General features: G+C 65.0%; 22 protein-coding genes. 14 read left to right on the top strand and 8 right to left on the bottom strand.

All coding sequences use genetic code 11. The annotated features are described in order from the left end of the window. Nucleotides 1-427: 427 nt before the first annotated feature. Nucleotides 428-1,066 (bottom strand): cytochrome b/b6 domain-containing protein, encoded by a 639-nt coding sequence (locus ACROSR_RS18110; protein ID WP_432687295.1) that lies wholly within the window; start codon nt 1,064-1,066, stop codon nt 428-430. Beyond that, complete coding sequence (locus ACROSR_RS18115; RefSeq protein ID WP_432687296.1) at nt 1,066-1,371, bottom strand: PepSY domain-containing protein; 306 nt, start codon at nt 1,369-1,371, stop codon at nt 1,066-1,068. The genes ACROSR_RS18110 and ACROSR_RS18115 overlap by 1 nt, the downstream gene beginning before the upstream one ends. A 104-nt stretch (nt 1,372-1,475) precedes the next feature. Here ACROSR_RS18115 and ACROSR_RS18120 point away from each other — a divergent pair, with 104 nt between their 5' ends. The 8 genes from ACROSR_RS18120 (at nt 1,476) to ACROSR_RS18155 (ending at nt 9,455) form a co-directional block, all read left to right on the top strand. Further along, nucleotides 1,476-1,799, top strand: a complete 324-nt coding sequence (locus tag ACROSR_RS18120) for a PepSY domain-containing protein (protein WP_432687297.1) — start codon at nt 1,476-1,478, stop codon at nt 1,797-1,799. A 1-nt stretch (nt 1,800) separates the two neighbouring features. Continuing rightward, on the top strand, nt 1,801-2,460 hold the full coding sequence (locus ACROSR_RS18125; RefSeq protein WP_432687298.1) for a response regulator transcription factor: 660 nt from the start codon (nt 1,801-1,803) through the stop codon (nt 2,458-2,460). After that, entirely contained in the window at nt 2,457-3,818 is a 1,362-nt protein-coding gene (locus ACROSR_RS18130) for a sensor histidine kinase (RefSeq protein ID WP_432687299.1), read from the top strand. The genes ACROSR_RS18125 and ACROSR_RS18130 overlap by 4 nt, the downstream gene beginning before the upstream one ends. Before the next feature lie 345 nt (nt 3,819-4,163). Further along, nucleotides 4,164-4,796 (top strand): ZinT family metal-binding protein, encoded by a 633-nt coding sequence (locus tag ACROSR_RS18135; RefSeq protein WP_432687300.1) that lies wholly within the window; start codon nt 4,164-4,166, stop codon nt 4,794-4,796. A gap of 121 nt (nt 4,797-4,917) precedes the next feature. After that, nucleotides 4,918-6,132, top strand: a complete 1,215-nt coding sequence (locus ACROSR_RS18140; protein WP_432687301.1) for a GTP-binding protein — start codon at nt 4,918-4,920, stop codon at nt 6,130-6,132. Continuing rightward, a complete protein-coding gene (locus ACROSR_RS18145; protein ID WP_432687302.1) occupies nt 6,129-6,764 on the top strand; it encodes a DUF1826 domain-containing protein in 636 nt (211 codons plus the stop codon). Before ACROSR_RS18140 ends, ACROSR_RS18145 begins: the two co-directional genes overlap by 4 nt. 76 nt (nt 6,765-6,840) lie before the next feature. Beyond that, nucleotides 6,841-8,991: a TonB-dependent receptor gene (locus ACROSR_RS18150; RefSeq protein WP_432687303.1), complete on the top strand. Its 2,151-nt coding sequence runs from the start codon at nt 6,841-6,843 to the stop codon at nt 8,989-8,991. Between the two features lie 86 nt (nt 8,992-9,077). Continuing rightward, complete coding sequence (locus ACROSR_RS18155) at nt 9,078-9,455, top strand: DUF6525 family protein (RefSeq protein WP_432687316.1); 378 nt, start codon at nt 9,078-9,080, stop codon at nt 9,453-9,455. Nucleotides 9,456-9,877: 422 nt separating this feature from the next. On the opposite strand, the gene ACROSR_RS18160 is transcribed toward ACROSR_RS18155, so the two are convergent. From ACROSR_RS18160 to ACROSR_RS18180, 5 genes are all read right to left on the bottom strand, one after another. Continuing rightward, the gene (locus ACROSR_RS18160) at nt 9,878-10,792 is read right to left on the bottom strand and encodes an MBL fold metallo-hydrolase (protein WP_432687304.1); all 915 of its coding nucleotides are present in this window, start codon (nt 10,790-10,792) and stop codon (nt 9,878-9,880) included. Then, entirely contained in the window at nt 10,789-11,025 is a 237-nt protein-coding gene (locus tag ACROSR_RS18165; RefSeq protein WP_432687305.1) for a thioredoxin family protein, read from the bottom strand. The genes ACROSR_RS18160 and ACROSR_RS18165 overlap by 4 nt, the downstream gene beginning before the upstream one ends. A 12-nt stretch (nt 11,026-11,037) precedes the next feature. Then, nucleotides 11,038-12,096 carry a permease gene (locus ACROSR_RS18170; protein WP_432687306.1) on the bottom strand — a complete coding sequence of 353 codons (1,059 nt, stop codon included), beginning with the start codon at nt 12,094-12,096 and terminating at the stop codon, nt 11,038-11,040. Continuing rightward, nucleotides 12,093-12,380, bottom strand: coding sequence for an ArsR/SmtB family transcription factor (locus tag ACROSR_RS18175; RefSeq protein ID WP_432687307.1), 288 nt, complete (start codon nt 12,378-12,380; stop codon nt 12,093-12,095). Before ACROSR_RS18175 ends, ACROSR_RS18170 begins: the two co-directional genes overlap by 4 nt. Nucleotides 12,381-12,764: 384 nt before the next feature. After that, nucleotides 12,765-13,406, bottom strand: coding sequence for a lysophospholipid acyltransferase family protein (locus tag ACROSR_RS18180; RefSeq protein WP_432687308.1), 642 nt, complete (start codon nt 13,404-13,406; stop codon nt 12,765-12,767). Here ACROSR_RS18180 and ACROSR_RS18185 point away from each other — a divergent pair. Genes ACROSR_RS18185 through ACROSR_RS18210 form a run of 6 tightly spaced genes read left to right on the top strand, consistent with a single transcriptional unit; the run spans nt 13,405 to nt 19,654 of the window. Further along, nucleotides 13,405-14,454, top strand: a complete 1,050-nt coding sequence (locus ACROSR_RS18185) for a dipeptidase (protein ID WP_432687309.1) — start codon at nt 13,405-13,407, stop codon at nt 14,452-14,454. The genes ACROSR_RS18180 and ACROSR_RS18185 overlap by 2 nt on opposite strands. Before the next feature lie 25 nt (nt 14,455-14,479). Next, complete coding sequence (locus tag ACROSR_RS18190) at nt 14,480-16,075, top strand: ABC transporter substrate-binding protein (protein WP_432687310.1); 1,596 nt, start codon at nt 14,480-14,482, stop codon at nt 16,073-16,075. Beyond that, nucleotides 16,076-17,131, top strand: a complete 1,056-nt coding sequence (locus tag ACROSR_RS18195; RefSeq protein WP_432687311.1) for an ABC transporter permease — start codon at nt 16,076-16,078, stop codon at nt 17,129-17,131. It abuts the gene before it with no gap. Beyond that, a complete protein-coding gene (locus ACROSR_RS18200; protein ID WP_432687312.1) occupies nt 17,128-18,042 on the top strand; it encodes an ABC transporter permease in 915 nt (304 codons plus the stop codon). Before ACROSR_RS18195 ends, ACROSR_RS18200 begins: the two co-directional genes overlap by 4 nt. Continuing rightward, a complete protein-coding gene (locus tag ACROSR_RS18205) occupies nt 18,039-18,905 on the top strand; it encodes an ABC transporter ATP-binding protein (protein ID WP_432687313.1) in 867 nt (288 codons plus the stop codon). Before ACROSR_RS18200 ends, ACROSR_RS18205 begins: the two co-directional genes overlap by 4 nt. Further along, entirely contained in the window at nt 18,902-19,654 is a 753-nt protein-coding gene (locus ACROSR_RS18210) for an ABC transporter ATP-binding protein (protein ID WP_432687314.1), read from the top strand. Before ACROSR_RS18205 ends, ACROSR_RS18210 begins: the two co-directional genes overlap by 4 nt. A 588-nt stretch (nt 19,655-20,242) precedes the next feature. Here ACROSR_RS18210 and ACROSR_RS18215 read toward each other — a convergent pair. Then, nucleotides 20,243-20,509: transposase (locus ACROSR_RS18215; RefSeq protein ID WP_432687315.1), on the bottom strand; the 267-nt coding region annotated here is incomplete at its 5' end.

Below are 20,509 nucleotides of genomic sequence, written 5' to 3' on the forward strand. Positions count from 1 at the left end.
ACAAAGGTTGCACAGATCTATCGGAAGACTGGCAATCTGAGGGCTGTGCAACTCCTGCTCGGGCACACCAAGATGGATAGCACCGTCCGTTACCTGGGCGTCGAACTGGGGGACGCACTGGCGATCTCTGAGAGCGTCGAGATCTGAAGGTGACGGGCCGCCTTCACAGGCGGCCCAGAGCAGCCCTTCATGGGAAGCGCCGATGCCGCAGCGCGGCTTCACCGAGCCAGCCATTCGCCTCTCGAACAGCGTTTTCACTCAGCCGCAGCGGCCAGGGCTAGACAAAGACCCTGGCCAGGACGGATCCGACGAACGCCAAGTATCCATGTGTGCTACCACTCGGCCACATGGACAGGGAACGTGTTTGTCCATGCCTTGAGCGGCTGCGCTTGCGGCCGGGACCGTCTGAGGGGGCCGGCCGCAAGGCTCACTCGACGCTTCGCTTGCGCCCGTCGATCATCGCCCGGACGAGGTTTTCGCCGTGGGCGCGGCTGGCCCATGCGACGCCCGCCACGTGCAGCACGATCAGCAGCAGGGTCACGTTGGCGGCAACCTCGTGGATCTCCTCGAACGCCTCAGCGCCGCCGCCTTCGCCATGCTCGCCGTATTCATCGTGGTCCTCGTCCTCCTCGGCCGAGGCCGGTAGGCTTGCGGATGTGACGATGCCGGCCAACGGCCCCTGACCCTCTTCGACGGCCAGGGTGGCCATGCCCGAAAGCGCCGTAACCGCCAGCGCGAACAGCAGCGCGAGGGTCATAGCCCCGCCTGCCGGGCTGTGGCCCAGATGGCGCTCCGCGCCGCCTGTCAGAAGATCGCGCAGATAGGCGAAGACACGGCCCGGCCCGGTGAGGAAATCCGAAAACCGGGCGGGGCGCGGACCGACAAGGCCCCAAAGGATGCGCAGCGCGACCGTCACCGCGATGGCATAGCCTGCGAAGCTGTGGAGCCACTGTGGCTCGCCTTCGGTGAGGTAGGCGGTGGCAAATGCCACCACCAGAACCCAGTGGCCGATCCGGATCAGAGGGTCCCAGACCCGGACCAACCGGGTTTCAGACGCGTCGTCCATCAATCGTCGTACCGCTCGTAGCGGTCATCATCGTCATCGCGATAGGGCAGTACGGCGCCCGTGACCGCGTCGAGATAGGCCTCCACCCGCATGCCCTTGGCGTCGATCATCTCGACATCGTAGCGGCGGCGTTCCAGTTCGATTTCCAAAACCGTGTAGCCCTGATCTTCCAGCATGGTGGCGATCTGAACGAGGCTCATGCGCTCCTGGGTTTGCGCCTGGGCCTGATCCTGCGCGCTGGCGCCGAGGGCGAAGAGCCCAACGGCCGTTGCCAGCGATACGTTGAAGAGGATGGTGCGTTTCATGGCGTGTCTCCTTTTGCCAAGGCAGCCGACGTGGCCGCCGATGCCCCCTTATGCCCCACACCGCCTGACGCCCCCCTGACCCGAACTGTCAGCTTGCCGTCAGGTTGCCCAAGGTAGACACTGGCCCCATGATACGCATCGCCTTGATCCTGTCGCTGATCGCCGCGCCCGCGCTCGCGGACCGTGACGACCACGACCGCGCCCGCCGCGCGCTGGAGGCCGGAGAGATCCTGCCGCTCGCCGATATCCTCGCGGTGGCCGAGGCCACGCGCCCGGGCCGCGTCATCGAACTGGAGCTCGAGCGCGACGACGGGCGCTGGATCTACGAGCTGGAACTGGTCACGCCCGAGGGCCGGCTCTACGAGATGGAGATCGACGCCGCGACCGGCACGGTGCTGGAGGTGGAGCGCGAGGAGGACGACGACTGACATGCGCGCGCTCGCCGTGGAGGACGACACCAGGATCGCCGGAGACCTGCGCGCCGCCCTGAGCGCGGCAGGCTTCCGCGTGGAGGGGACCGGCGACGGCGAAGAGGCCTGGTTCCTGGGCGATACCGAGGAGTACGATCTTGTCGTGCTCGACCTCGGGCTTCCGTCGCTTGACGGGCTGGCCGTGCTGAAGCGCTGGCGGGCGAACGGGCGGACAATGCCGGTTCTGGTGCTGACGGCGCGCGGCACATGGCAAGAGCGGGTGGAGGGGATCGAGGCTGGCGCCGACGACTACCTGCCAAAGCCATTCCGCATGGAGGAACTGATCGCCCGGGCGCGCGCGCTGGTCCGCCGCGCCGGCGGCCACGCCGCGGCCTTGCAGGAGGCCGGGGATCTCAGCCTCGACACCAACCGCATGGGCGTTGCCGTGCGGGGCGTGCCGGTGCAGGTCACGGCGCTGGAATACCGGCTTCTGGCCTTTCTCATGCTGCACCGTGACCGGCCCGTGCCGCCGACCGAGCTGCTGGAACATCTCTACGGGGATAATGACGCGCGCGAGGCGAATGCACTTGAAGCGGTGATCGCGCGCCTGCGCCGCAAACTGGGGCCGGGAATCATCGGAACGCGCCGTGGCTTCGGGTATTTCCTGGAGGCCGCATGAGCTTGCGCCTGCGCCTTGCGCTGGCAGGCGCGCTTGCGATCCTTCTGGCGCTTGGCTTGGCCGCCCTTGGTTTGGCGCAGCTGTTCGGGGCGCATGTCGAACGCCGCGCCACGGCCGAGATGTCGGTGCAGCTTGACCAGGTCATCGCCGGGTTGGATCGGGGCCCCCAGGGGCTGGACCTCGCCCGGCCGCCAGCCGACCCCCGGTTTTCCGTGCCTTATAGCGGGCTTTACTGGCAGATCGAGGAGGCGGGTCGCCTGCAGCGATCGCGGTCGCTCTGGGACACGGCGCTTGACCTGCCTGCCGATGTTCTGGACGACGGCGCCATCCACGTGCATCGGCTGGCCGGGCCTGAGGGCGCGGACCTGTTGGTTCTGGAACGCTCGATCACGCTCCCGTCGCGGCTGGGCGGCGGGCCGGTGCGGGCGGCAGTGGCGATGGAGGCGTCCGAGCTGGTCGCGGCCCGCCGCGCCTTCATGGCCGATCTTGCCCCCTACCTCGTCCTGTTGGGCCTTGCGCTAAGCGCTGCGGGCTGGGTGCAATTGTCGGTCGGCCTAAGCCCATTGCGAAGTCTCGGCGCCCGGATCTCCGCCCTGCGAGAGGGGCGGGCCGAACGCATGGGCGGCCACTGGCCGGTCGAGCTACGCCCGGTCGCGACGGAGATCGACGACCTGTTGGCCGCAAGGGAAGCCGAGACCGAACGCGCCCGGACCCGCGCCGCCGATCTGGCGCATGGGCTGAAGACCCCTCTGCAGGCACTGATGGGGGAAGCGGACCGCCTGCGCGGGATCGGCGCGGCAGACCACGCCGACGGCATCGAGGAAACCGCCCGCGCCATGCGCCGCACGGTCGACCGCGAACTGGCGCGGGCGCGAACGGCGGCGCGGGCCGTCGATGCCCAAGCCGATCCTGCCCATGTTGCCGCGCGGCTGATCGCGGTTCTGCGGCGCACGCCCAATGGGGCGCGGCTGCACTGGCAGCAGACGATCCCCAAGGGTCTGGCGGTTGCCCTGGATGAAGCGGACCTTGCCGAGGCGATGGGCGCGCTGGCCGAGAACGCGGCACGCCATGCGCGCGGCAAGGTGGTGATGTCGGCGCGGGTGCAGGACGACCGCCTGCAGTTGACGATCGCGGATGACGGCGCTGGTATCGCGCAACATGACCGCGACCGACTGATGCGCCGTCACGCGCGGGCCGATGAAACGGGTACCGGCCTTGGCCTGGCCATCGCCTCCGATATCGCGGACGCGGCGGGCGGCACGTTGACGCTTGGCGATGCCGCGCCGGGTCTTGCCGCGTCGCTGTTCTTGCCACTGGCGCGTCGAAACCAGCTTAGCCCTTTGGAAACGCCCGACTGAGATCCGACACAAAAAGACTTTCGCGTACGGCCCGGGGCCGACCTTGGCCACACCGTCAAACGCTGCATTACTGCGTCATCGAACCGGCCATTCGTGCATTGCGCAGCTTTCTCGAAGCGCGACGGAGGAAAACGCGCACATTCGTGAACTTGCTTAAATCCCTGTGGAAGGAGACGGCTCATTGTGGCTCTCCGAGCGACACACAACGCCTTTTCTTGAGAAAAATACCTGAGGATGACGCGCATGTCTCGTGTTCGACGGTTGCAGATCGATTTTATATGTGATGACATAACATAACAGTCTAGAGCTTTTCGAGCTCTCTAACCCTCGACACAGGAGATCCTCATGCAACAGGCATTCACGAAGCACGTCAGCATGCTCGCCGCAGGTGCACTGCTCGCCCTTTCCGCGCAGGCCTTCGCGGAAAGCGGCAGCGACGGCGCGACAGACCACGATCACGACCACTCAGAAGAGCACGCGCACGGCCACAAGGCCGACAAAATCTATGACGGCTATTTCGACGACGATCAGATCGAGGCCCGTGATCTCTCCGACTGGGCCGGCGACTGGCAGTCGGTCTACCCGCTGCTGCAGGATGGCACGCTGGACCGGGTCATGGCGCACAAGGCCGAGGACAGTGAAAAGACCGCGGCCGAACACACCGCCTACTACCAGACAGGCTATGCGACCGAGGTCGACCGTATCCTGATCGAGGGCGACAGCGTCACGTTCTTCGAGGACGACACGTCGCAGCAGGCGCGCTACGCCGATGACGGCCACGAGGTGCTGACCTACGAGGCCGGCAACCGGGGCGTTCGCTACATCTTCGAGAAGACCGGCGGAGCCGTCGAAGCACCCGCGTACATCCAGTTCAGCGACCACGCCATAGCGCCCAAGGATGCCGGACATTTCCACCTCTACTGGGGCGACGACCGGGCGGCTCTGCTGGAGGAGGTGACCAACTGGCCAACCTACTAACCCGCCGACCTGAGCGGCGACGCGGTTGCCGAAGAGATGATGGCGCATTGATCCAGATACCGCAGGTGGCCCCTCCGGACCGCCGCTTCTCTCATCCATTTCGACAAGACAGGACCCCGACATGCCCTACAAGCACACCCGCCTGCCCGTGACCGTTCTCTCGGGCTTTCTGGGCGCTGGAAAGACCACGCTGCTCAACCGCGTGCTGAACAATCGCGGGGGCCGCCGCGTGGCCGTCATCGTCAACGACATGTCCGAGGTGAACATAGACGCGGACCTCGTGCACGAGGGTGGCGCGAACCTCAGCCAGACCGACGAAACGCTGGTCGAGATGTCTAACGGCTGCATATGCTGCACGCTGCGCGACGATTTGTTGCAGGAGGTGCGCAAGCTGGCCGCGGACGGGCGGTTCGATTACCTGCTGATCGAGTCCACCGGCATCTCCGAGCCGCTACCCGTCGCCGCGACCTTCGACTTCCGCGACGAGGCGGGCGACAGCCTGTCGGATGTGGCGCGCCTCGACACGATGGTGACCGTGGTCGATGCGGTGAACCTGCTGCACGACTACGCCAGCCACGACTTTCTCGCCGATCGCGGCGAGACCATGGGAAACGAGGACGAGCGCACCCTCGTCCATCTGCTGACCGACCAGATCGAATTCGCCGATGTGGTCATCCTGAACAAGGTCACCGATGCGGAACCCGGCAAGGTGGATGCCGCGCGCAAGATCATCCGCAGCCTCAACGCCGATGCGCGGATCATCGAGACCGACCATTCGGATGTGCCGGCAGACGCCATTCTCGATACCGGGCTGTTCGATTTCGAAAAGGCGCACGAACATCCGATGTGGGCCAAGGAGCTTTACGGCTTTGCCGATCATGTGCCCGAGACCGAGGAATATGGCGTGGCCTCGTTCGTGTACCGTGCTCGCGCGCCGTTCGACCCAGGACGGATCCACGATCTTCTCAACGGCCCGCTGCCCGGCGTGATCCGGGCCAAGGGGCATTTCTGGCTGGCCACGCGGCCCGGCTGGGTCGCAGAGTTCTCGCTCGCCGGAGCGCTGTCGAGCGTCACGCCATTGGGGACGTGGTGGGCGGCGGTGCCACGCGAACGCTGGCCCGATCATGATGGTGCGCGCGCCTATCTCGCCGCGCACTGGCAGGAGCCGTGGGGTGACCGGCGGCAGGAGCTCGTCTTCATCGGGGCGGGGATCGACTGGCCTGCGCTCAGGGACCGGCTGGACGCGGCGCTGATACCCGCTGCAACCGGGCCGCAGGTGCGGCCCGATCTCGAAGATCCCTTTCCTGTCTGGCGGCGGACGGAGGCAGCGGCATGACCATCACGCGCAAGATATTGCAAGGCGCCGCCGTCGGCGTCGGCGTGGCGGACCGGCCCGAGGATCTCGACGTGATCCACAAGGCCGGGGTGGCCGCGACCCTCTGGCGGCGCGCGCCCCTGCCGAGCTTTCAGGACTGGATCGACAGCTTGCCCGCGGAGGCCCTGCCGCGCGCGCGGGTGATCCTGCGCCCCGAGGCCGTCCACGAGGCCGTCACCGGGATCTGCGACACCGCCGGAACGCCCGACGGGCCGGAGCGCGCGCGGCTGATCGACGACATCGCGGCACAGGCCGGGATCTTTGCCGATCTGATGCGCGCGCGGTTCCTGCGGCTGCGGCTCGACGTGATCGCGCATGATGCCTGCCGCAAATTCCATATCGACGCGATCACCGCGCGGCTGATCTGCACCTATCGCGGCACCGGCACGCAATACGGCATCTCTACCGACGGGACCGAGCCGACGCGGATTTTCACCACGCCGACGGGGTCACCCCTGATCCTGCGCGGCACGCTCTGGCCGACCGATCCGCCCGCGGGTCTGCTGCACCGTTCGCCCCCCATCGCAGGGACTGGCGAGACGCGCCTGGTGCTGGTGCTCGACCCGGTGAGCGATCCCGACGACGCGATCTGATCACGTCACCAGACGAAACACCGGCCCCGGCCCGGGGCCGGATCAAAACAATTCAAAAAAGGACGACGAGGACCTCATGAGACGACCCAGAACGACCGGAACGCTGGCGACCACCGCGATGCTTCTTTCGACCTCGGCGTTGGCGCAGGGGACCGCTGCACCCGAGGGCGCGCCCCTGAGACTTGACACCATCGCCGTGACCGGCACGCCGATCCCGAACAATATCGCCGAGCTTTCCGCGGATGTCGACGCGCTGTCGGGCGCCGAGAAGCGGCGGCGTCAGCGCGCCTCCCTGGGTGGATCTCTGGATCATTTCTCGGGGGTCGGCTCCATCGACACCGGCGCGAATATCGGCAAGCCGGTCTTGCGAGGTTTTTCCGGCGATCGGGTGCGCGTGCTGTCGAACGGGATCGGGCTCGATTTCCAGCAATTCGGCGTGCGGCACATGCCGACCGTGGATCCGTTCCTTGCCGACCGGATCGAGGTGGTGCGCGGTGCGCAGAGCCTGCTTTACGGGTCGGGCGCGATCGGTGGGGCGGTGAACCTGCGCCCCCGCCGCCCACCCACAGCCCCCGAGGGCACGCAGACGTTGAGCGGTGAGAGCACGCTGGAATATCAGTCCGCCTATGATCAGGTGACCGCCGCGCAGAGCTTCGAAGGCGCCAACGGGCGGCTCGGCTTTGCCGGCACGCTCGTCTGGCGCGATTCGGGCGGGCTGGAGACGCCGAAAGCGTCCGAGGCGCTGAGTTCGGGCAACCCGCGCGACCCGCTGGTGACCGGCGACATCCCCTTCACCGATTACGAACAACTCAACGGCGACATATCGATCGGCTACATGACCGAACTGGGACAGATCCGGCTGCGCTATGAACGCTACCGCAACGAGCAGAATTTCGTGGTGCCGGATGTCAGTGGCGGACCGCCCCCGGTTCCGGGCGGGATCGGCACGAATATCGAGAATGATCTGCTGCAACTGGACGCGGATCTTGCCATCAACGAGACTTGGACGCTCAAACCGACGCTGTCCTTCGCGTCCAACCTGAGACAGGCCAATCCCGGCCCGCCCAATCCGTTGCCGCGCAGCGAACTGCCCGGCGCGCGTGTGGTGGATATCGACCGCGACAGCTTCACCGCGCGGATCGAGGCCGAGCATCAGGGGCTGTTCGGCGCACTTGACGGGCGCATCGGGATCGAGATCGTGGACACGGATCAGTCCTCGCGCGGCAGCACGGTTCTGTCGCCTGGCGGACAACTCGAGAATTACGCCCTTTTCGCCTTCGAAGAGGCGCGCATGGGCGATCTGACGCTGAATTTCGGCGGCCGCGTGGATTACCGCGAGGTGACGCTCGATCTGGACCAGACCGCCGGCACCTCGCCACGGCTGGAGGCCCTCACGCCGGACCAGCGCAAGAACGATTACCTGACCGCGACCTGGGGTCTCGGCGCGAACTACGCGGTGACCGATCACCTGTCGCTGGTCGGCAATCTGTCGACCGGGTTCCGCGCGCCCAGTCTGTTCGAGCTTTACGCCGATGGCGTCCATGGTGGCGTCGCCGCCGTGCAGCGCGGCGACCCGAACCTCGAGGAGGAAACCTCGATCAGCCTCGATGCCGGCCTGCGATGGGAGTCCGATACCCTGTCGGCCAAGTTCACCGCGTATTACAACGATATCGACGACTATATCTTTCTCGCGGGGACCGGGACGACCGACCCCGGCAGTGGCCTCGACATATTCCAGGTCAGCCAGCAGAATGCCGAAACCTACGGCGTGGACCTGACGCTGGAGGGCCGGCCGCTGCACTGGCTGACCTGGCGCACGACGCTGTCCTGGGTCGATGGCGAATTGTCGGATGGCGGGCAAGTGCCGCTTCTGCCGCCGCTGAAGATCGCCGGCGAGGTCACGTTTCGCGATGATCGCGTCGGCGCCTTCGAGGATGCCTATCTGACTGTCGGCGCGCGTTATGCTGACTCGCAGAAATCGGCGGGTCTGCGCGAACCGTTCGGCCAATTCGACAGCGCGCCGCCCCCGTTCGGCACGGCCTCGACGGATGACTATGTCCTGCTCGATGCAACGATCGGCGGCACCATCGGTGCGACCGGCACCGAGGTACAGTTCGGCGTCGAGAACATCCTCGACGAGGAGTATCGGGATTTCCTCGACACCTACAAGAACATCACGCTCGGACCCGGCCGCAACTGGACCCTGCGGGTGACACAGAGCTTCTGACAAGGGCGCGGGGCCATACTGGCCCCGCGCGGGCAGAATTGGGAACGGAAATGTGACGGAGCACACCGATGCTGGGAAATCGCGGGATGACAACCCTCAAACGCAAAAGACGACGGTCCGATTCGATGTGCGAGTATGACAACCTGCAGCCTGAACTGCGCCTCTGGCTCGCCTCCGCTATCCTGCCGTGGCGACCGCGATCAGTGCGCCGTACTTTCGAAAAGGTGATCGCACGAACCCGAGACACGACCCGCGCGCTCGAGGAACTCGACCGACTCCAAGCCCGTCTCATAGCCAAGGACGCGCGCAAGCTATGGGGTTCGCATCATCCGTGTGCCGCACCAACGGTCGCGCGACAAGTCACGTGCGGTAACGCAATCGACACTGAACAGCGCGCGGAAAAATGGAAACCCTCGATGAGGGAAGGCCAGCCCGTCGAGAATGCAACACCGCATTGGAGATGACGGCGTGACGCCGTATTGGCTGTGACCAACGCTCGGCGGTATGGCGCAACATCCGCTTTGGCTCGTCGCAGTCATGTGGCGGTGCAGCGCGCTGGCCGCTATCGGGTGAACCTGAATGTCGGCTCCCTAATTTTCCGCACATAGATCTTGCCATCGCAGCGAATGACTGAAAACCGCCCCTTGCGACGGTGACAACCGGGTAGACAGGGTCGGCCCCAAACTGCCGTCCGTCTTGGATGTTATCGCGGAGATGCGGTCCGTCAGACCGGACTTTCGCCGCGCGCGCGAAATTAGGAATGAGCGAGCTCACTCTGTGCGGGCACAGTTGTCTGTCGCCGATTGGGGAACCATTTGCTGGCGGCCTTTCGAATTAACCCGGCAGATATCGGATTGCCCAGTCAAAGGATACACCAAGCCCACCGTCACTCCCATTCCATTTCCTCAAAAGTGGCTTGTGCGTTGCGACCGGCGAGGCTGTCGAACTGCTCCAGCGAAGACCAGGCTGACTGCTCGATCTTGGGTGCGTCCATGATGTCGCCGCCTTCTTCTATCAACTCTCCGATCCGTGTGCGTAGGTTGACGAGATAGCCGTGGGTGTCCCGCTTGGCCGTGGGCAGATCGGTCGCCCGGCCATGGCCGGGCACGATATGCGTGGGCTGATAGGCCGCCATCGCCTCGAACACCGCGATCCAGCTGTCGGTATCGCGCGCCGGGCCATTGCCCAGCAGGCGGTCGACATAGACGATGTCGCCGGTGAACATCACATCGCGCTCGTCGAGCCAGACGAAGCTGTCGCCCGGCGTGTGTGCTGCGCCGCGATGCACGATCTCGAAGCTGAAGCCTCCGAACTCAAGCACGTAATCGGTCTCGAAGGTCACATCGGCGTAGGCCGGCTCGGTGCCGTCCAGCCCGTCGCCCAGGAATTGCGACAGCGCGATCATATGGTCCTGTGCGCGGGCCTGGTGATCCGCGACCGCTGCTTGGGACGCGATCACCGTCGCCCCGTGAGCCTGCCAGTAGCTGTTGCCGAGCCACCGGTGATCCTGTCCGCCCGTGTTGATAACACGGACCACCGTCTGATCGGTGACGGTGCGGATGGCGGCGTGCAGCATCTCGGCACCCTGCCAGGACCCGCCCGGGTCGATCAGCACCGCGCCCTCGGGCGTCAAGACCAGCCCGAAAGTCGCGTTGTTGGCAAGGTTTTCCGGACTGCGCTGTTCCAACGGGCCGACGATTGCCCAGACATCATCCGTGACGGGCTGGACCTCAAGGACATCCGCCAAGGCAACGGTCGGAGAAGCGAGAACGGCAACGGCGGCGGCGAGAGCGCGGATCATGCGCGGAGCCAGCCTTCGAGCTTCCCCGCATCCGGCAGGCCACCGGCATGGACGAGCTTGCCATCGACCGAGATGCCCGGCGTGGACATGACGCCCGCCATGGCGATGGATTTCGCGTCCGTGACCTTTTCGACCTCGACCGCGACGCCGAGCTTTGCGGCGGCCTCCTTGACCATGGCTTCGGTCGTCTCGCAGCGGTTGCAACCGGGACCGTAGACTTTGACGGTTTTCATGTGCGTCTCCTTTCAGAGCAGAAAGTTGAAGAGAAAGCCGGTGGCGAGGATCCCCGCCGAGACGACCGCGAGGAAGATCGCGATCAGGCGGTAGGTCAGCACCTGCTTCAGGATGATCATCTCGGGCAGCGACAGCGCGATCACCGACATCATGAAGGCCAGAGTCGTGCCGAGCGCGGCCCCCTTGCCCAGCAGCGCCTCCACGATGGGAATGACGCCGGCCGCATTGGTGTACATCGGCACGCCCACGACGACCGCTGCCGGGACCGACCACCAGGCCTCGCCGCCCATGATCCGCAGCATCATCTCTTCGGGGACGTAGCCGTGGATCGCGGCGCCGATGCCGATGCCGACCAGCACCCAGATCCAGACCTTGCCGACGATCTCGCGTACCTGGTCCACGCCGATCTTCAGCCGGTCCACCAGCGTCAGCCGCTCCTCGGGCAGATCGCCCACGGGGCCCGCGTTCAGCTCGCGCACCCATTCCTGCAGGTAACGCTCCAGCCCCATGCGCCCCAGGACGACCCCTGCGACCGTCGCGATGGTGAATCCGAAGACGAGGTAGATCGTCGCGATCTGCCAGCCGACGAGGCCGTAGAGCAGCCCCAGCCCCACCGGCCCGACCATCGGCCCGGCGATAAGGAAGGAAAACGTGACACCCAGCGGAATGCCCGCCGAGACGAAGCCGATGAAAAGCGGCACCGAGGAGCACGAGCAGAACGGCGTCAGCACGCCGAGCGCGGCCGCCAGCGGATAGCCCCAGACCTGGTTCTTGCCCGCGAGGATCGCGCGGGTCTTTTCTGGGCTGAACCAGCTCCGAAGCACGCCGGTAATGAAGACGATGCCGGTCAGCAGCAACAGCACCTTGGGCACGTCGTAGATGAAAAACGCGATCGCCTCGCCGGTGTGGCTGTCCCGCGCGACGGGAAAGAGCGACGTCGCCCACTCGGAGAACGGGATCAACTGGCCGTAGACCAGCCACCAGACAACGGCCGCAAGCGGCACGCCGACATACCATGCCCAGTCCGGAAGCCCGTGCGGGGCATGTTGTTCTTGGGTCTCAGTGGTCACGCGACCTCCAATTCGAGTTTGTGTTCCGCAGCCAGAACCGCGTCGATCACCGCCGCGAGCTCCGGCGCGAGGTCGGGGTTCCGGCGATAGCGCACCCATTGGGCATCACGCCTGTCGAGCACGAGACCGGCCTCGCGCAGCACCTTCATGTGCCGCGACATCCGGCTCTGGCTCGCGTCGAGACGCGCCATCAATTCGCAGACGCAATGCTCTCCCCCGCTCCAGAGAAGGGCGAGCGCGGCGCGGCGAGTCGGGTCGCAAATGGCGGAAAGTATCTCCTGCATATTGAACTGATTATGCGCCAGGACGCTTATGCGCCTTGATCCATGTCAATATGATCAGACGATGAATCAAACGTCGCCCGACCCGCGCATGTAAGGGGCCTCAGCCCTGAACCGTACGTAGCAGTTGGGGCTGGCACCGATTTCTGCTCGTAGCGAGCCATGCCGCGAGATGCTCAATTTCAAGTCGTTTTGAACGGCCGCTCTCACTTTCCCAGCGCATCCCTATCGCACCTGCGGCGAACTTCCGGAATCCGCCCATCATGCTGAGTGTCGGCACGTTCGATCCGCGATGAGACGCCGTTCGAACGCGCCTCGGCGGGATCACTGACACCAAGAGTGCGAGGCTCGCAAAGTGTACAGCCATCGGCGCACGCGCTGGCGGCGTCAGGCACCCGTCCACCGGCGCAGCATCCAGTACCACTGTCCCGGATTGTCGAGGACGCGGGCGGAAAGGCCGTCATTGACGGCTTTTGTCATCTTTAGGGCGTCCGAATGGGGAATGGGAGCTTCGAATTCGACATCGAACTCCGCGCCATCCGGCCGGCGCTTCCCGTAGGCGGGAACAAGGGGCAGATCATGCTTCAGCGCCAACGCCGCCGGCGCCGTCGATGTCAGCGCCGACAGGCCAGGGAAGGGCACCGTCGCGCCTTCGGCATATTTCTCGTCGAGAAGAATGGCCAGGAAGCCGCCCTTGCGGAGATGGCGCACCAGCTCCATCGTGCCGGACCGCCCCGTCGCGATCACCGGCCGGCCGCCCTGCTCGATGCCGGCAAGGAAACCGCGCTGGTACCCGGGCAGTTCATTGCAGTGATCCACGTTGAGCGCCACAGACTTCAAAATTCTCCTGTACCTTGAGCACAATTTCAAATCCCGTTCTCGAGCAAGAATGGTGCTGGGCGGCGAGCTGCAATAGGCGGTCGTCCGGCAGCCTTGATCAAACCGGTTGCGCTGCGTCCCGGTTTCATCAAGGCTCTGGCCATAACTCGACGCCAGCGCATAACAGGGAACCACCCTCGGAGACAGCATGACAGACTTTCCAGTCTTTGACGGCCACAACGACCTTGTCCTGCGGATGCTGCGCGGCGACGTGACCGCAAACGGCGTGGCCGACGGCCTGCCCGACGGGCATATCGACAAGCCCCGCGCGCGTCAGGGCGGGTTTGGCGGGGGCATGTTCGCGATCTTCGTGCCCAGCCCCGACGACACGGCAACGCGCCATGACGAGATGCGCAAGGCGTCCTATGACATCCCCCTGCCAGACCCGGTCCCCGAGGCCGAGGCGGCAGGCTGGACCGCGCGCGGGTTCGATGCCATCGAGGATCTGGCCGCGGCCGGCGCGTTGCGCATCTGCCGGACGGCGGCCGAGGTCGAGGCGGCGCTACCCGCGGATGAAATGGCCGCCGTGATCCATATCGAGGGCGCCGAGGGGATCGACCGTGCGTTTGCGCGGCTGCACGATTGGCACGCGCGCGGGCTGCGATCCCTTGGCCCGGTCTGGAGCCGCGAGACGGTCTGGGGCCACGGCGTGCCCTTCCGCTACCCGTCCGAGCCCGATACCGGGCCGGGCCTGACCGAGGCCGGCAAGGCGCTGGTCCGCGAATGCAACCGCCTGAAGATCATGGTTGACCTGTCGCATCTCAACGCCGCAGGGGTCGAGGATGTCGCGCGGATCACCGATGCGCCGCTGGTGGCCACGCATTCCAACGCTGCGGCGGTCTGCCCGCATTCGCGCAACCTGACCGACCGGCAGCTCGACATGATCCGTGACAGTGACGGCATGGTGGGCATCAATTTCGCCAGCGCCTTCCTGCGGCCCGACGGGCGCATGGATGGGGCCTTCGGGCTTGACATCGTGCTGCGACACTTCGACCATCTTATCGAGCGTTTGGGCGAGCACCGGGTCGGATTCGGGTCCGATTTCGACGGGGCGCTTGTCCCTGAGGGGATCGCGGATTGCGCGGGCCTGCCCAAGCTGCTTGCCGAGTTCCGGTCCCATGGCGTGGATGACGCGCTGATGACCAAGATCACCCATGGCAACTGGCTGCGGGTTCTGCGGCAGACGTGGGGTGAATAATCAAGATGAAACAGGAAGGATAACCATGAAGAAATCAGTCGTAGCCGCGGTGGTCGCGTCGCTCGTGTCGGTGGGCGTCGCCGCACCGGTGATGGCCGAAACGCCGCCCAACATGCTCGTCATCGCGAACCGGATCGACGACATCAAGACTTTTGATCCGGCCGAAAGTTTCGAGTTTGCGGGCGCGGATGTCAGCCGCAACGTGTATCAGCGGCTGGTCAATTTCGATCCGATGGATCTGGAGGCCGGGTATCAGCCGCAACTGGCCGAAAGCTGGAAGATGTCCGAGGACGGGCGCACCATCACCTTCACGATGGCCCAGGGGCACGTGTTTGCCTCGGGTAACCCGGTCACCGCAAAGGATGCCGAGTTTTCCCTGCGCCGCGCGGTGCAGCTGAACAAGACGCCATCCTTCATCCTGACGCAGTTCGGCTTTACCCCCGAGAACGTCGAAGATACGATCGTCGCGCCGGATGACGAGACGCTTGTGCTGACGCTCGACCGGCCCTACGCCGTGTCGTTCGTGCTGAACTGCCTGACCGCCACCATCGGCGGCATCGTCGACAAGCAGACCGTGATGGAGCACGCCACGGAAGGCGACATGGGCAATGCGTGGCTGCGCACCAACACCGCCGGGTCGGGGCCCTACAAGGTGGTGGACTGGCGGCCCAGCGAAAGCGTTCTGATGGACCTCAACCCCAACTATTCCGGCGACACACCGGAGATGGAGCGGGTGATCGTGCAGCACATCCAGGAAAGCGCGACCCAGCGCCTGCAACTTGAACGCGGCGATGTCGATGTCGCGCGCAACCTGTCGCCCGAAGATATTGCCGGTCTCGACGATGTCGAGGGTGTCAAGGTCGTGGACGAGCTCCGCGGTCGGCTGATGTATTTCGCCGCCAACCAGAAAAAGGAACTGCTGGCCGATCCCAAGGTGATCGCGGCGCTGAAGCTGGCCACCGACTACGAAGGCATGTCCAACTCGTTCCTGCGCGGTCAGTACTCGGTGCATCAGGCGTTCCTACCGCGCACCTTCCTCGGGGCACTGGGCGAAACGCCCTACAGCTTTGACATCGAGCGCGCCAAAGCCGCGCTGGCGGAGTCCGACCACCCCGAGTGCGGGCCGATCAAGATCTCGGTGCGCGACGCGCAGGAACGTCTGGATATCGCCCAGTCCCTGCAGAACACGTGGGGACAGATCGGCTGCGAGGTCGAGCTGATCGTCGGCACCGGCGCGCAGACGCTGGATCGCTACCGTTCGCGCGAGCATGACGTCTATCTCGGGTCCTGGGGGCCGGACTATCCCGACCCGCAGACAAATGCGGGCACCTTCGCCTTCAACCCCGACAACTCGGACGCGGCCGGCGCCACCGGCATCCTTGCATGGCGTAACGCCTGGCATATCCCCGAGATGAGCAAGCGGACCGAGGCGGCGGTGGTCGAAAACGACACCGACACCCGCCGCGAGATGTATCTCGACCTCCAACGCGACCATCAGCAGGTCAGCCCTTTCGGCATCATGTTCCAGAAGATCGAACAGAATGCGATGGGCGCGACTGTGGAGAACTTCGTCGCCGGTGGCGCGACGACCGCGGTTTCATACTGGGTGATCACGAAGTAGATGATTGATGCGACAGATGGCGAAGGACGGCAGCGGCCGTCCTTCCCGCCCTGGCTGACGAAAACCCTGAAGACGCTTATCACCGTGGCCGCGACGCTGCTCGGGCTGCTGCTGGTGACCTTCCTGATCGGCCGGGTGATGCCGATCGACCCGGTTCTGGCGGTGATCGGCGAGCGTGCCACCCAGGAGCAATACGAGCAGACCTATCGCGATCTCGGGCTGGACCAGCCCTTGCTGGTGCAATTCTTCATCTATGTCTCGGACGTGGTGCGCGGCGATCTGGGCACGTCGATCCGCACCGGCGAGGCGGTCACCGCCGATATCGCGCGGGTGTTTCCCGCGACGCTGGAACTGGCCACGCTGGGCACGCTTTTCGGGGTCCTGCTGGGCGTGCCGCTCGGGGTCGTGGCTGCGGTGCGGCGGGGCACCTGGATCGACCAGCTTGCGCGGCTCGTGGGCCTCGTTGGGTATTCCATGCCGATCTTCTGGCTGGGCCTTGTGGGGCTGCTGATCTTCTACGGCATCCTGGGCTGGGTGTCGGGGCCTGGCCGGCTGGGGATCTTTCACCAAGGCATCGTCGAGCCGATCACCGGGATGCTGCTGATCGATAGCGCCCTGCGCGGCGAATGGGCGGTGTTTCGCAACGCGTTCTCACATATCATCCTGCCGGCGTCGCTGCTGGGTTATTACAGCCTTGCCTATATCAGCCGGATGACGCGGTCCTTCATGCTCGAACAGCTCAGCTCGGAATACATCATCACCGCGCGCGTCAAGGGCCTCAGCGAATGGCAGGTCATTTGGGGCCACGCCTTTCGCAACATCCGCGTGCAATTGCTGACGGTGATCGCGCTGGCCTATGCCAACCTGCTGGAAGGGTCCGTGCTGACCGAGATCATCTTTGCCTGGCCTGGGCTGGGGCAATACATCACCACCTCGCTTCTGGCCAATGACATGAACGCGGTGCTGGGCGGCACGATCGTGATCGGCAGCATCTTCGTTGCGATCAACATACTGTCGGACCTTTTGTACCGCGTCCTTGATCCGAGGTCGAAATGAGCACGCTGCAATCCGTTCGTCACTGGCTGCTAACCGAAGAGCCGACCTCGCGCCGGCAGGCGCGGATGGCCGCGTGGTACAAGGCGTGGCTGACGCTGCGCGGCAACACGCTGGCGATGCTGGGGCTGGCGGTGCTGATCTTCCTGATCCTCGCAGCGATCTTCGCGCCGCTGCTGGCGACGCATGATCCCTTCGTGCAGGATCTCGGGGCGCGGCTGCTGGAACCGGGCACCGACGGCCACATCTTCGGCACTGACAGCCTGGGGCGCGACATCTACTCGCGGCTGCTCTACGGCGCGCGCATCTCGCTTTACATCGTGGCGCTGGTGGTGATGGTCGCGCCGCTGGTGGGGCTGATCATGGGCACCGTCGCGGGGTATGCGGGGGGTTGGCTCGACGTGGTACTGATGCGGATCACCGACATCTTCCTCGCCTTCCCGCGGCTGATCCTCGCGCTGGCCTTCGTCGCCGCTCTCGGTGCGGGGATCGAGAACGCGGTGCTGGCGATCTCGCTGACGGCATGGCCGCCCTATGCCCGCATCGCCCGCGCCGAGACGCTGACGATCCGCAATTCCGATTACATCCACGCGATCAAGCTACAGGGTGCGGGACCTTTGCGCATCGTCACCCGCCATATCTGGCCCTTGTGCATCTCGTCGCTGGTGATCCGCGTCACCCTCGACATGGCGGGCATCATCCTGACCGCCGCCGGCCTCGGGTTTCTCGGGCTCGGGGCGCAGCCGCCCAGCCCCGAATGGGGCGCGATGATTTCCGAAGGGCGGCAGTATATCCTCGATTCGTGGTGGGTAGCGACGATCCCCGGCCTCGCGATCTTCTCGATCAGCCTCGCCTTCAACCTGCTGGGCGACGGGCTGCGCGACATGCTCGACCCGAAAGAGGACAACGCATGACCGACGACGCCCGACTTCTTGATGTCGAGAACCTTTGGGTGAAGTTTCGCACCCGGTCCGGCGTTTTCGACGCGGTGCGCGGCCTGTCGTTCACACTCGGGCGCGAACGGCTGGGAATCGTCGGCGAAAGCGGCTCGGGCAAGTCGATGACCGGACGCGCGATGTTGCGGCTGATCCGCCCGCCGGGAATGATCGAGGCCGACCGGCTAATGATTCATGGCGAGGACATCCTGAGGGTGCCGGAAAAACGCATGCGCGCCCTGCGCGGCGGGCGGATCTCGATGATCATGCAGGATCCCAAGTTCTCGCTCAACCCGGTGATGACCGTCGGCCAGCAACTGGTCGAGGCGCTGCGCGCGCACGAGAGCGTCTCGCGCAGCGTCGCCCGCGCTCGTGCGCTGGCCACCCTCGACGAGGTTGCGATCCGCGACCCCGAACGCGTCCTCGGGCTTTACCCGCACGAGGTGTCGGGCGGCATGGGGCAACGCATCATGATCGCCATGATGCTGCTGCCGGACCCCGAGATACTGGTCGCCGACGAGCCTACCTCGGCGCTGGACGTGTCGGTGCAGCTTCAGGTGCTCGAGATCATCGACAAGCTGGTGCGCGACCGCGGCATGGGGCTGATGTTCATCAGCCACGACCTGAACCTCGTCGCCAAGTTCTGCGACCGCATCATGATCATGTATGCCGGCCGCATCGTCGAGACCTGCAAAGCAAGCGATCTGGCCCGCGCGCAGCACCCCTACACGTTGGGGCTGCTCAACTCGGTCCCCGATCTCGAACACCCCCGAGAGCGGCTGGAGGTGCTGCAGCGCGACCCCGCCTGGCGCGACGCCCCGTCGGTGAGTGCCCGGGCATGAGCGCGCTGGGCATCGAACATCTGGATGTCTGGTTCGGCACCGGCACCGAGCGTACGCATGCCGTCCGCGATGTCAGCCTCGACGTGGGGACGGGCGAAAGCTTCGGCCTCGTCGGCGAAAGCGGCTCTGGCAAATCGACGATCCTGCGCGCGGTCGCGGGGCTGGTGCCCACATGGTCGGGGCACATGACCGTGGCGGGCGAAACCTTGGGAAAGACACGCAGCAAGGCGTTCTACAGCAAGGTGCAGATGGTCTTTCAGGACCCTTATGGATCGCTGCACCCGCGCCAGACCGTCGACCGCGTGCTGTCCGAGGCGATGCACCTGCACGGCGTGCGCGACATCGACGCGCGCATGGGGCAGCTGCTCGACGATGTGGGGCTCGGCGCAGGGTTCCGCTTTCGCTTTCCGCACCAGTTGTCGGGCGGCCAGCGACAACGCGTCGCGATCGCCCGCGCGCTGGCCTGCGAGCCGCAGGTCATGCTGCTGGACGAGCCGACCTCGGCGCTCGATGTCTCGGTGCAGGCCGAGATCCTCAACCTTCTGGTGGATCTGCGCCGCGAACACGGGCTGACCTATGTGATGGTGTCGCATGATCTGGGGATCGTCGGACATCTGTGCGAGCGGATTGCCGTGATGAAGGAAGGAGTGCTGGTCGAGGTTCTGGGCGTCGACGAAATGCGCCGGCTCGAGGCGCAGTCCCCTTACACGCGGCACCTGCTGGAAAGCTCGATCCGCTCGATCCGCTGAGGGGGTGTCCGTAGTCAGATAATTTGGAGCGTTTGAGCATTTTGGGGATTGGAGGCTCTGGCCCAACCTCGATTGATGTCACGCGTTTTCGGTTTCGCGGCGCAAACGCCACATCATCGACATACCACGGCGCCTCAAGCCCAAGCGCCATCGTGAAAAGACTCGACTCCGGCTCCATTCCGCCCTCCATCTTTGAGAACGGCCGAAGGCTACTCAATAACCGTGTTCAGGCCAACATCGCCCGGCGCGTCCGTCGCTGCGATGGTTGAGGTCTACGCGCCGGACGCGCCTAACGGACGCAAAAAATGTAGGGCTCGGTCAAGCCTCGGTGAGCCCGGCAACCCACACAGATCGAGAAGGGACCACTTTGAAAGCCCTGCTTTCTACGCATCACGGCTACAGGTGCAGGCCGCAGCGGTTACGTAGGGTCAAATCGTGGCAACACGGGTTTTGAATGTCGGCTCTTCCGGTTCTCGATGCCGAGAAAGCACCCGCAGCGAAAGTCCGGAGTCCGCCGATTCTGTAGAAAAACAGGATGTTGCTGGCGCAGAAAGTCGTGCGCTGAAGAGCGCGCAAGCGCCTTTCTTTTCAGGCCTTGCGCAGTTTCTGCGGTGCCGGAAAGATCTTGGCCAGTTTCCGGAGGTTCTGGGCGGTGGCGGCGAGGAGGAATTCGTCGTTTGCGCCGCATGGACCACGTAATCGTAGTCGGCCCAAGCCAAGGATGCGTTTGAGGTGGGCAAATAGCATCTCGACCTTTTTTCGGAGCTTCATCGAGATGTGTAAGCGCCAGCTGGGCCCCACGGGCTTTTCAGCTTGACGTCTGGAAGTTCCAAGGGAGGAGTTCGTCGATCCGGT

The sequence above is a fragment of the Roseovarius tibetensis genome, from assembly GCF_050896375.1.
In the GTDB taxonomy this organism is placed as follows: Bacteria; Pseudomonadota; Alphaproteobacteria; order Rhodobacterales; family Rhodobacteraceae; genus Roseovarius; species Roseovarius tibetensis.

Excerpts from the sequence above, each read along its gene's own strand:
- ACROSR_RS18110 (WP_432687295.1), bottom strand. The coding sequence starts at position 1,066 with ATGGACGACGCGTCTGAAACCCGGTTGGTCCGGGTCTGGGACCCTCTG.
- ACROSR_RS18115 (WP_432687296.1), bottom strand. The coding sequence starts at position 1,371 with ATGAAACGCACCATCCTCTTCAACGTATCGCTGGCAACGGCCGTTGGG.
- ACROSR_RS18125 (WP_432687298.1), top strand. The coding sequence starts at position 1,801 with ATGCGCGCGCTCGCCGTGGAGGACGACACCAGGATCGCCGGAGACCTG.
- ACROSR_RS18130 (WP_432687299.1), top strand. The coding sequence starts at position 2,457 with ATGAGCTTGCGCCTGCGCCTTGCGCTGGCAGGCGCGCTTGCGATCCTT.
- ACROSR_RS18135 (WP_432687300.1), top strand. The coding sequence starts at position 4,164 with ATGCAACAGGCATTCACGAAGCACGTCAGCATGCTCGCCGCAGGTGCA.
- ACROSR_RS18140 (WP_432687301.1), top strand. The coding sequence starts at position 4,918 with ATGCCCTACAAGCACACCCGCCTGCCCGTGACCGTTCTCTCGGGCTTT.
- ACROSR_RS18145 (WP_432687302.1), top strand. The coding sequence starts at position 6,129 with ATGACCATCACGCGCAAGATATTGCAAGGCGCCGCCGTCGGCGTCGGC.
- ACROSR_RS18150 (WP_432687303.1), top strand. The coding sequence starts at position 6,841 with ATGAGACGACCCAGAACGACCGGAACGCTGGCGACCACCGCGATGCTT.
- ACROSR_RS18155 (WP_432687316.1), top strand. The coding sequence starts at position 9,078 with ATGACAACCCTCAAACGCAAAAGACGACGGTCCGATTCGATGTGCGAG.
- ACROSR_RS18160 (WP_432687304.1), bottom strand. The coding sequence starts at position 10,792 with ATGATCCGCGCTCTCGCCGCCGCCGTTGCCGTTCTCGCTTCTCCGACC.
- ACROSR_RS18165 (WP_432687305.1), bottom strand. The coding sequence starts at position 11,025 with ATGAAAACCGTCAAAGTCTACGGTCCCGGTTGCAACCGCTGCGAGACG.
- ACROSR_RS18175 (WP_432687307.1), bottom strand. The coding sequence starts at position 12,380 with ATGCAGGAGATACTTTCCGCCATTTGCGACCCGACTCGCCGCGCCGCG.
- ACROSR_RS18185 (WP_432687309.1), top strand. The coding sequence starts at position 13,405 with ATGACAGACTTTCCAGTCTTTGACGGCCACAACGACCTTGTCCTGCGG.
- ACROSR_RS18180 (WP_432687308.1), bottom strand. The coding sequence starts at position 13,406 with ATGCTGTCTCCGAGGGTGGTTCCCTGTTATGCGCTGGCGTCGAGTTAT.
- ACROSR_RS18190 (WP_432687310.1), top strand. The coding sequence starts at position 14,480 with ATGAAGAAATCAGTCGTAGCCGCGGTGGTCGCGTCGCTCGTGTCGGTG.
- ACROSR_RS18195 (WP_432687311.1), top strand. The coding sequence starts at position 16,076 with ATGATTGATGCGACAGATGGCGAAGGACGGCAGCGGCCGTCCTTCCCG.
- ACROSR_RS18200 (WP_432687312.1), top strand. The coding sequence starts at position 17,128 with ATGAGCACGCTGCAATCCGTTCGTCACTGGCTGCTAACCGAAGAGCCG.
- ACROSR_RS18205 (WP_432687313.1), top strand. The coding sequence starts at position 18,039 with ATGACCGACGACGCCCGACTTCTTGATGTCGAGAACCTTTGGGTGAAG.
- ACROSR_RS18210 (WP_432687314.1), top strand. The coding sequence starts at position 18,902 with ATGAGCGCGCTGGGCATCGAACATCTGGATGTCTGGTTCGGCACCGGC.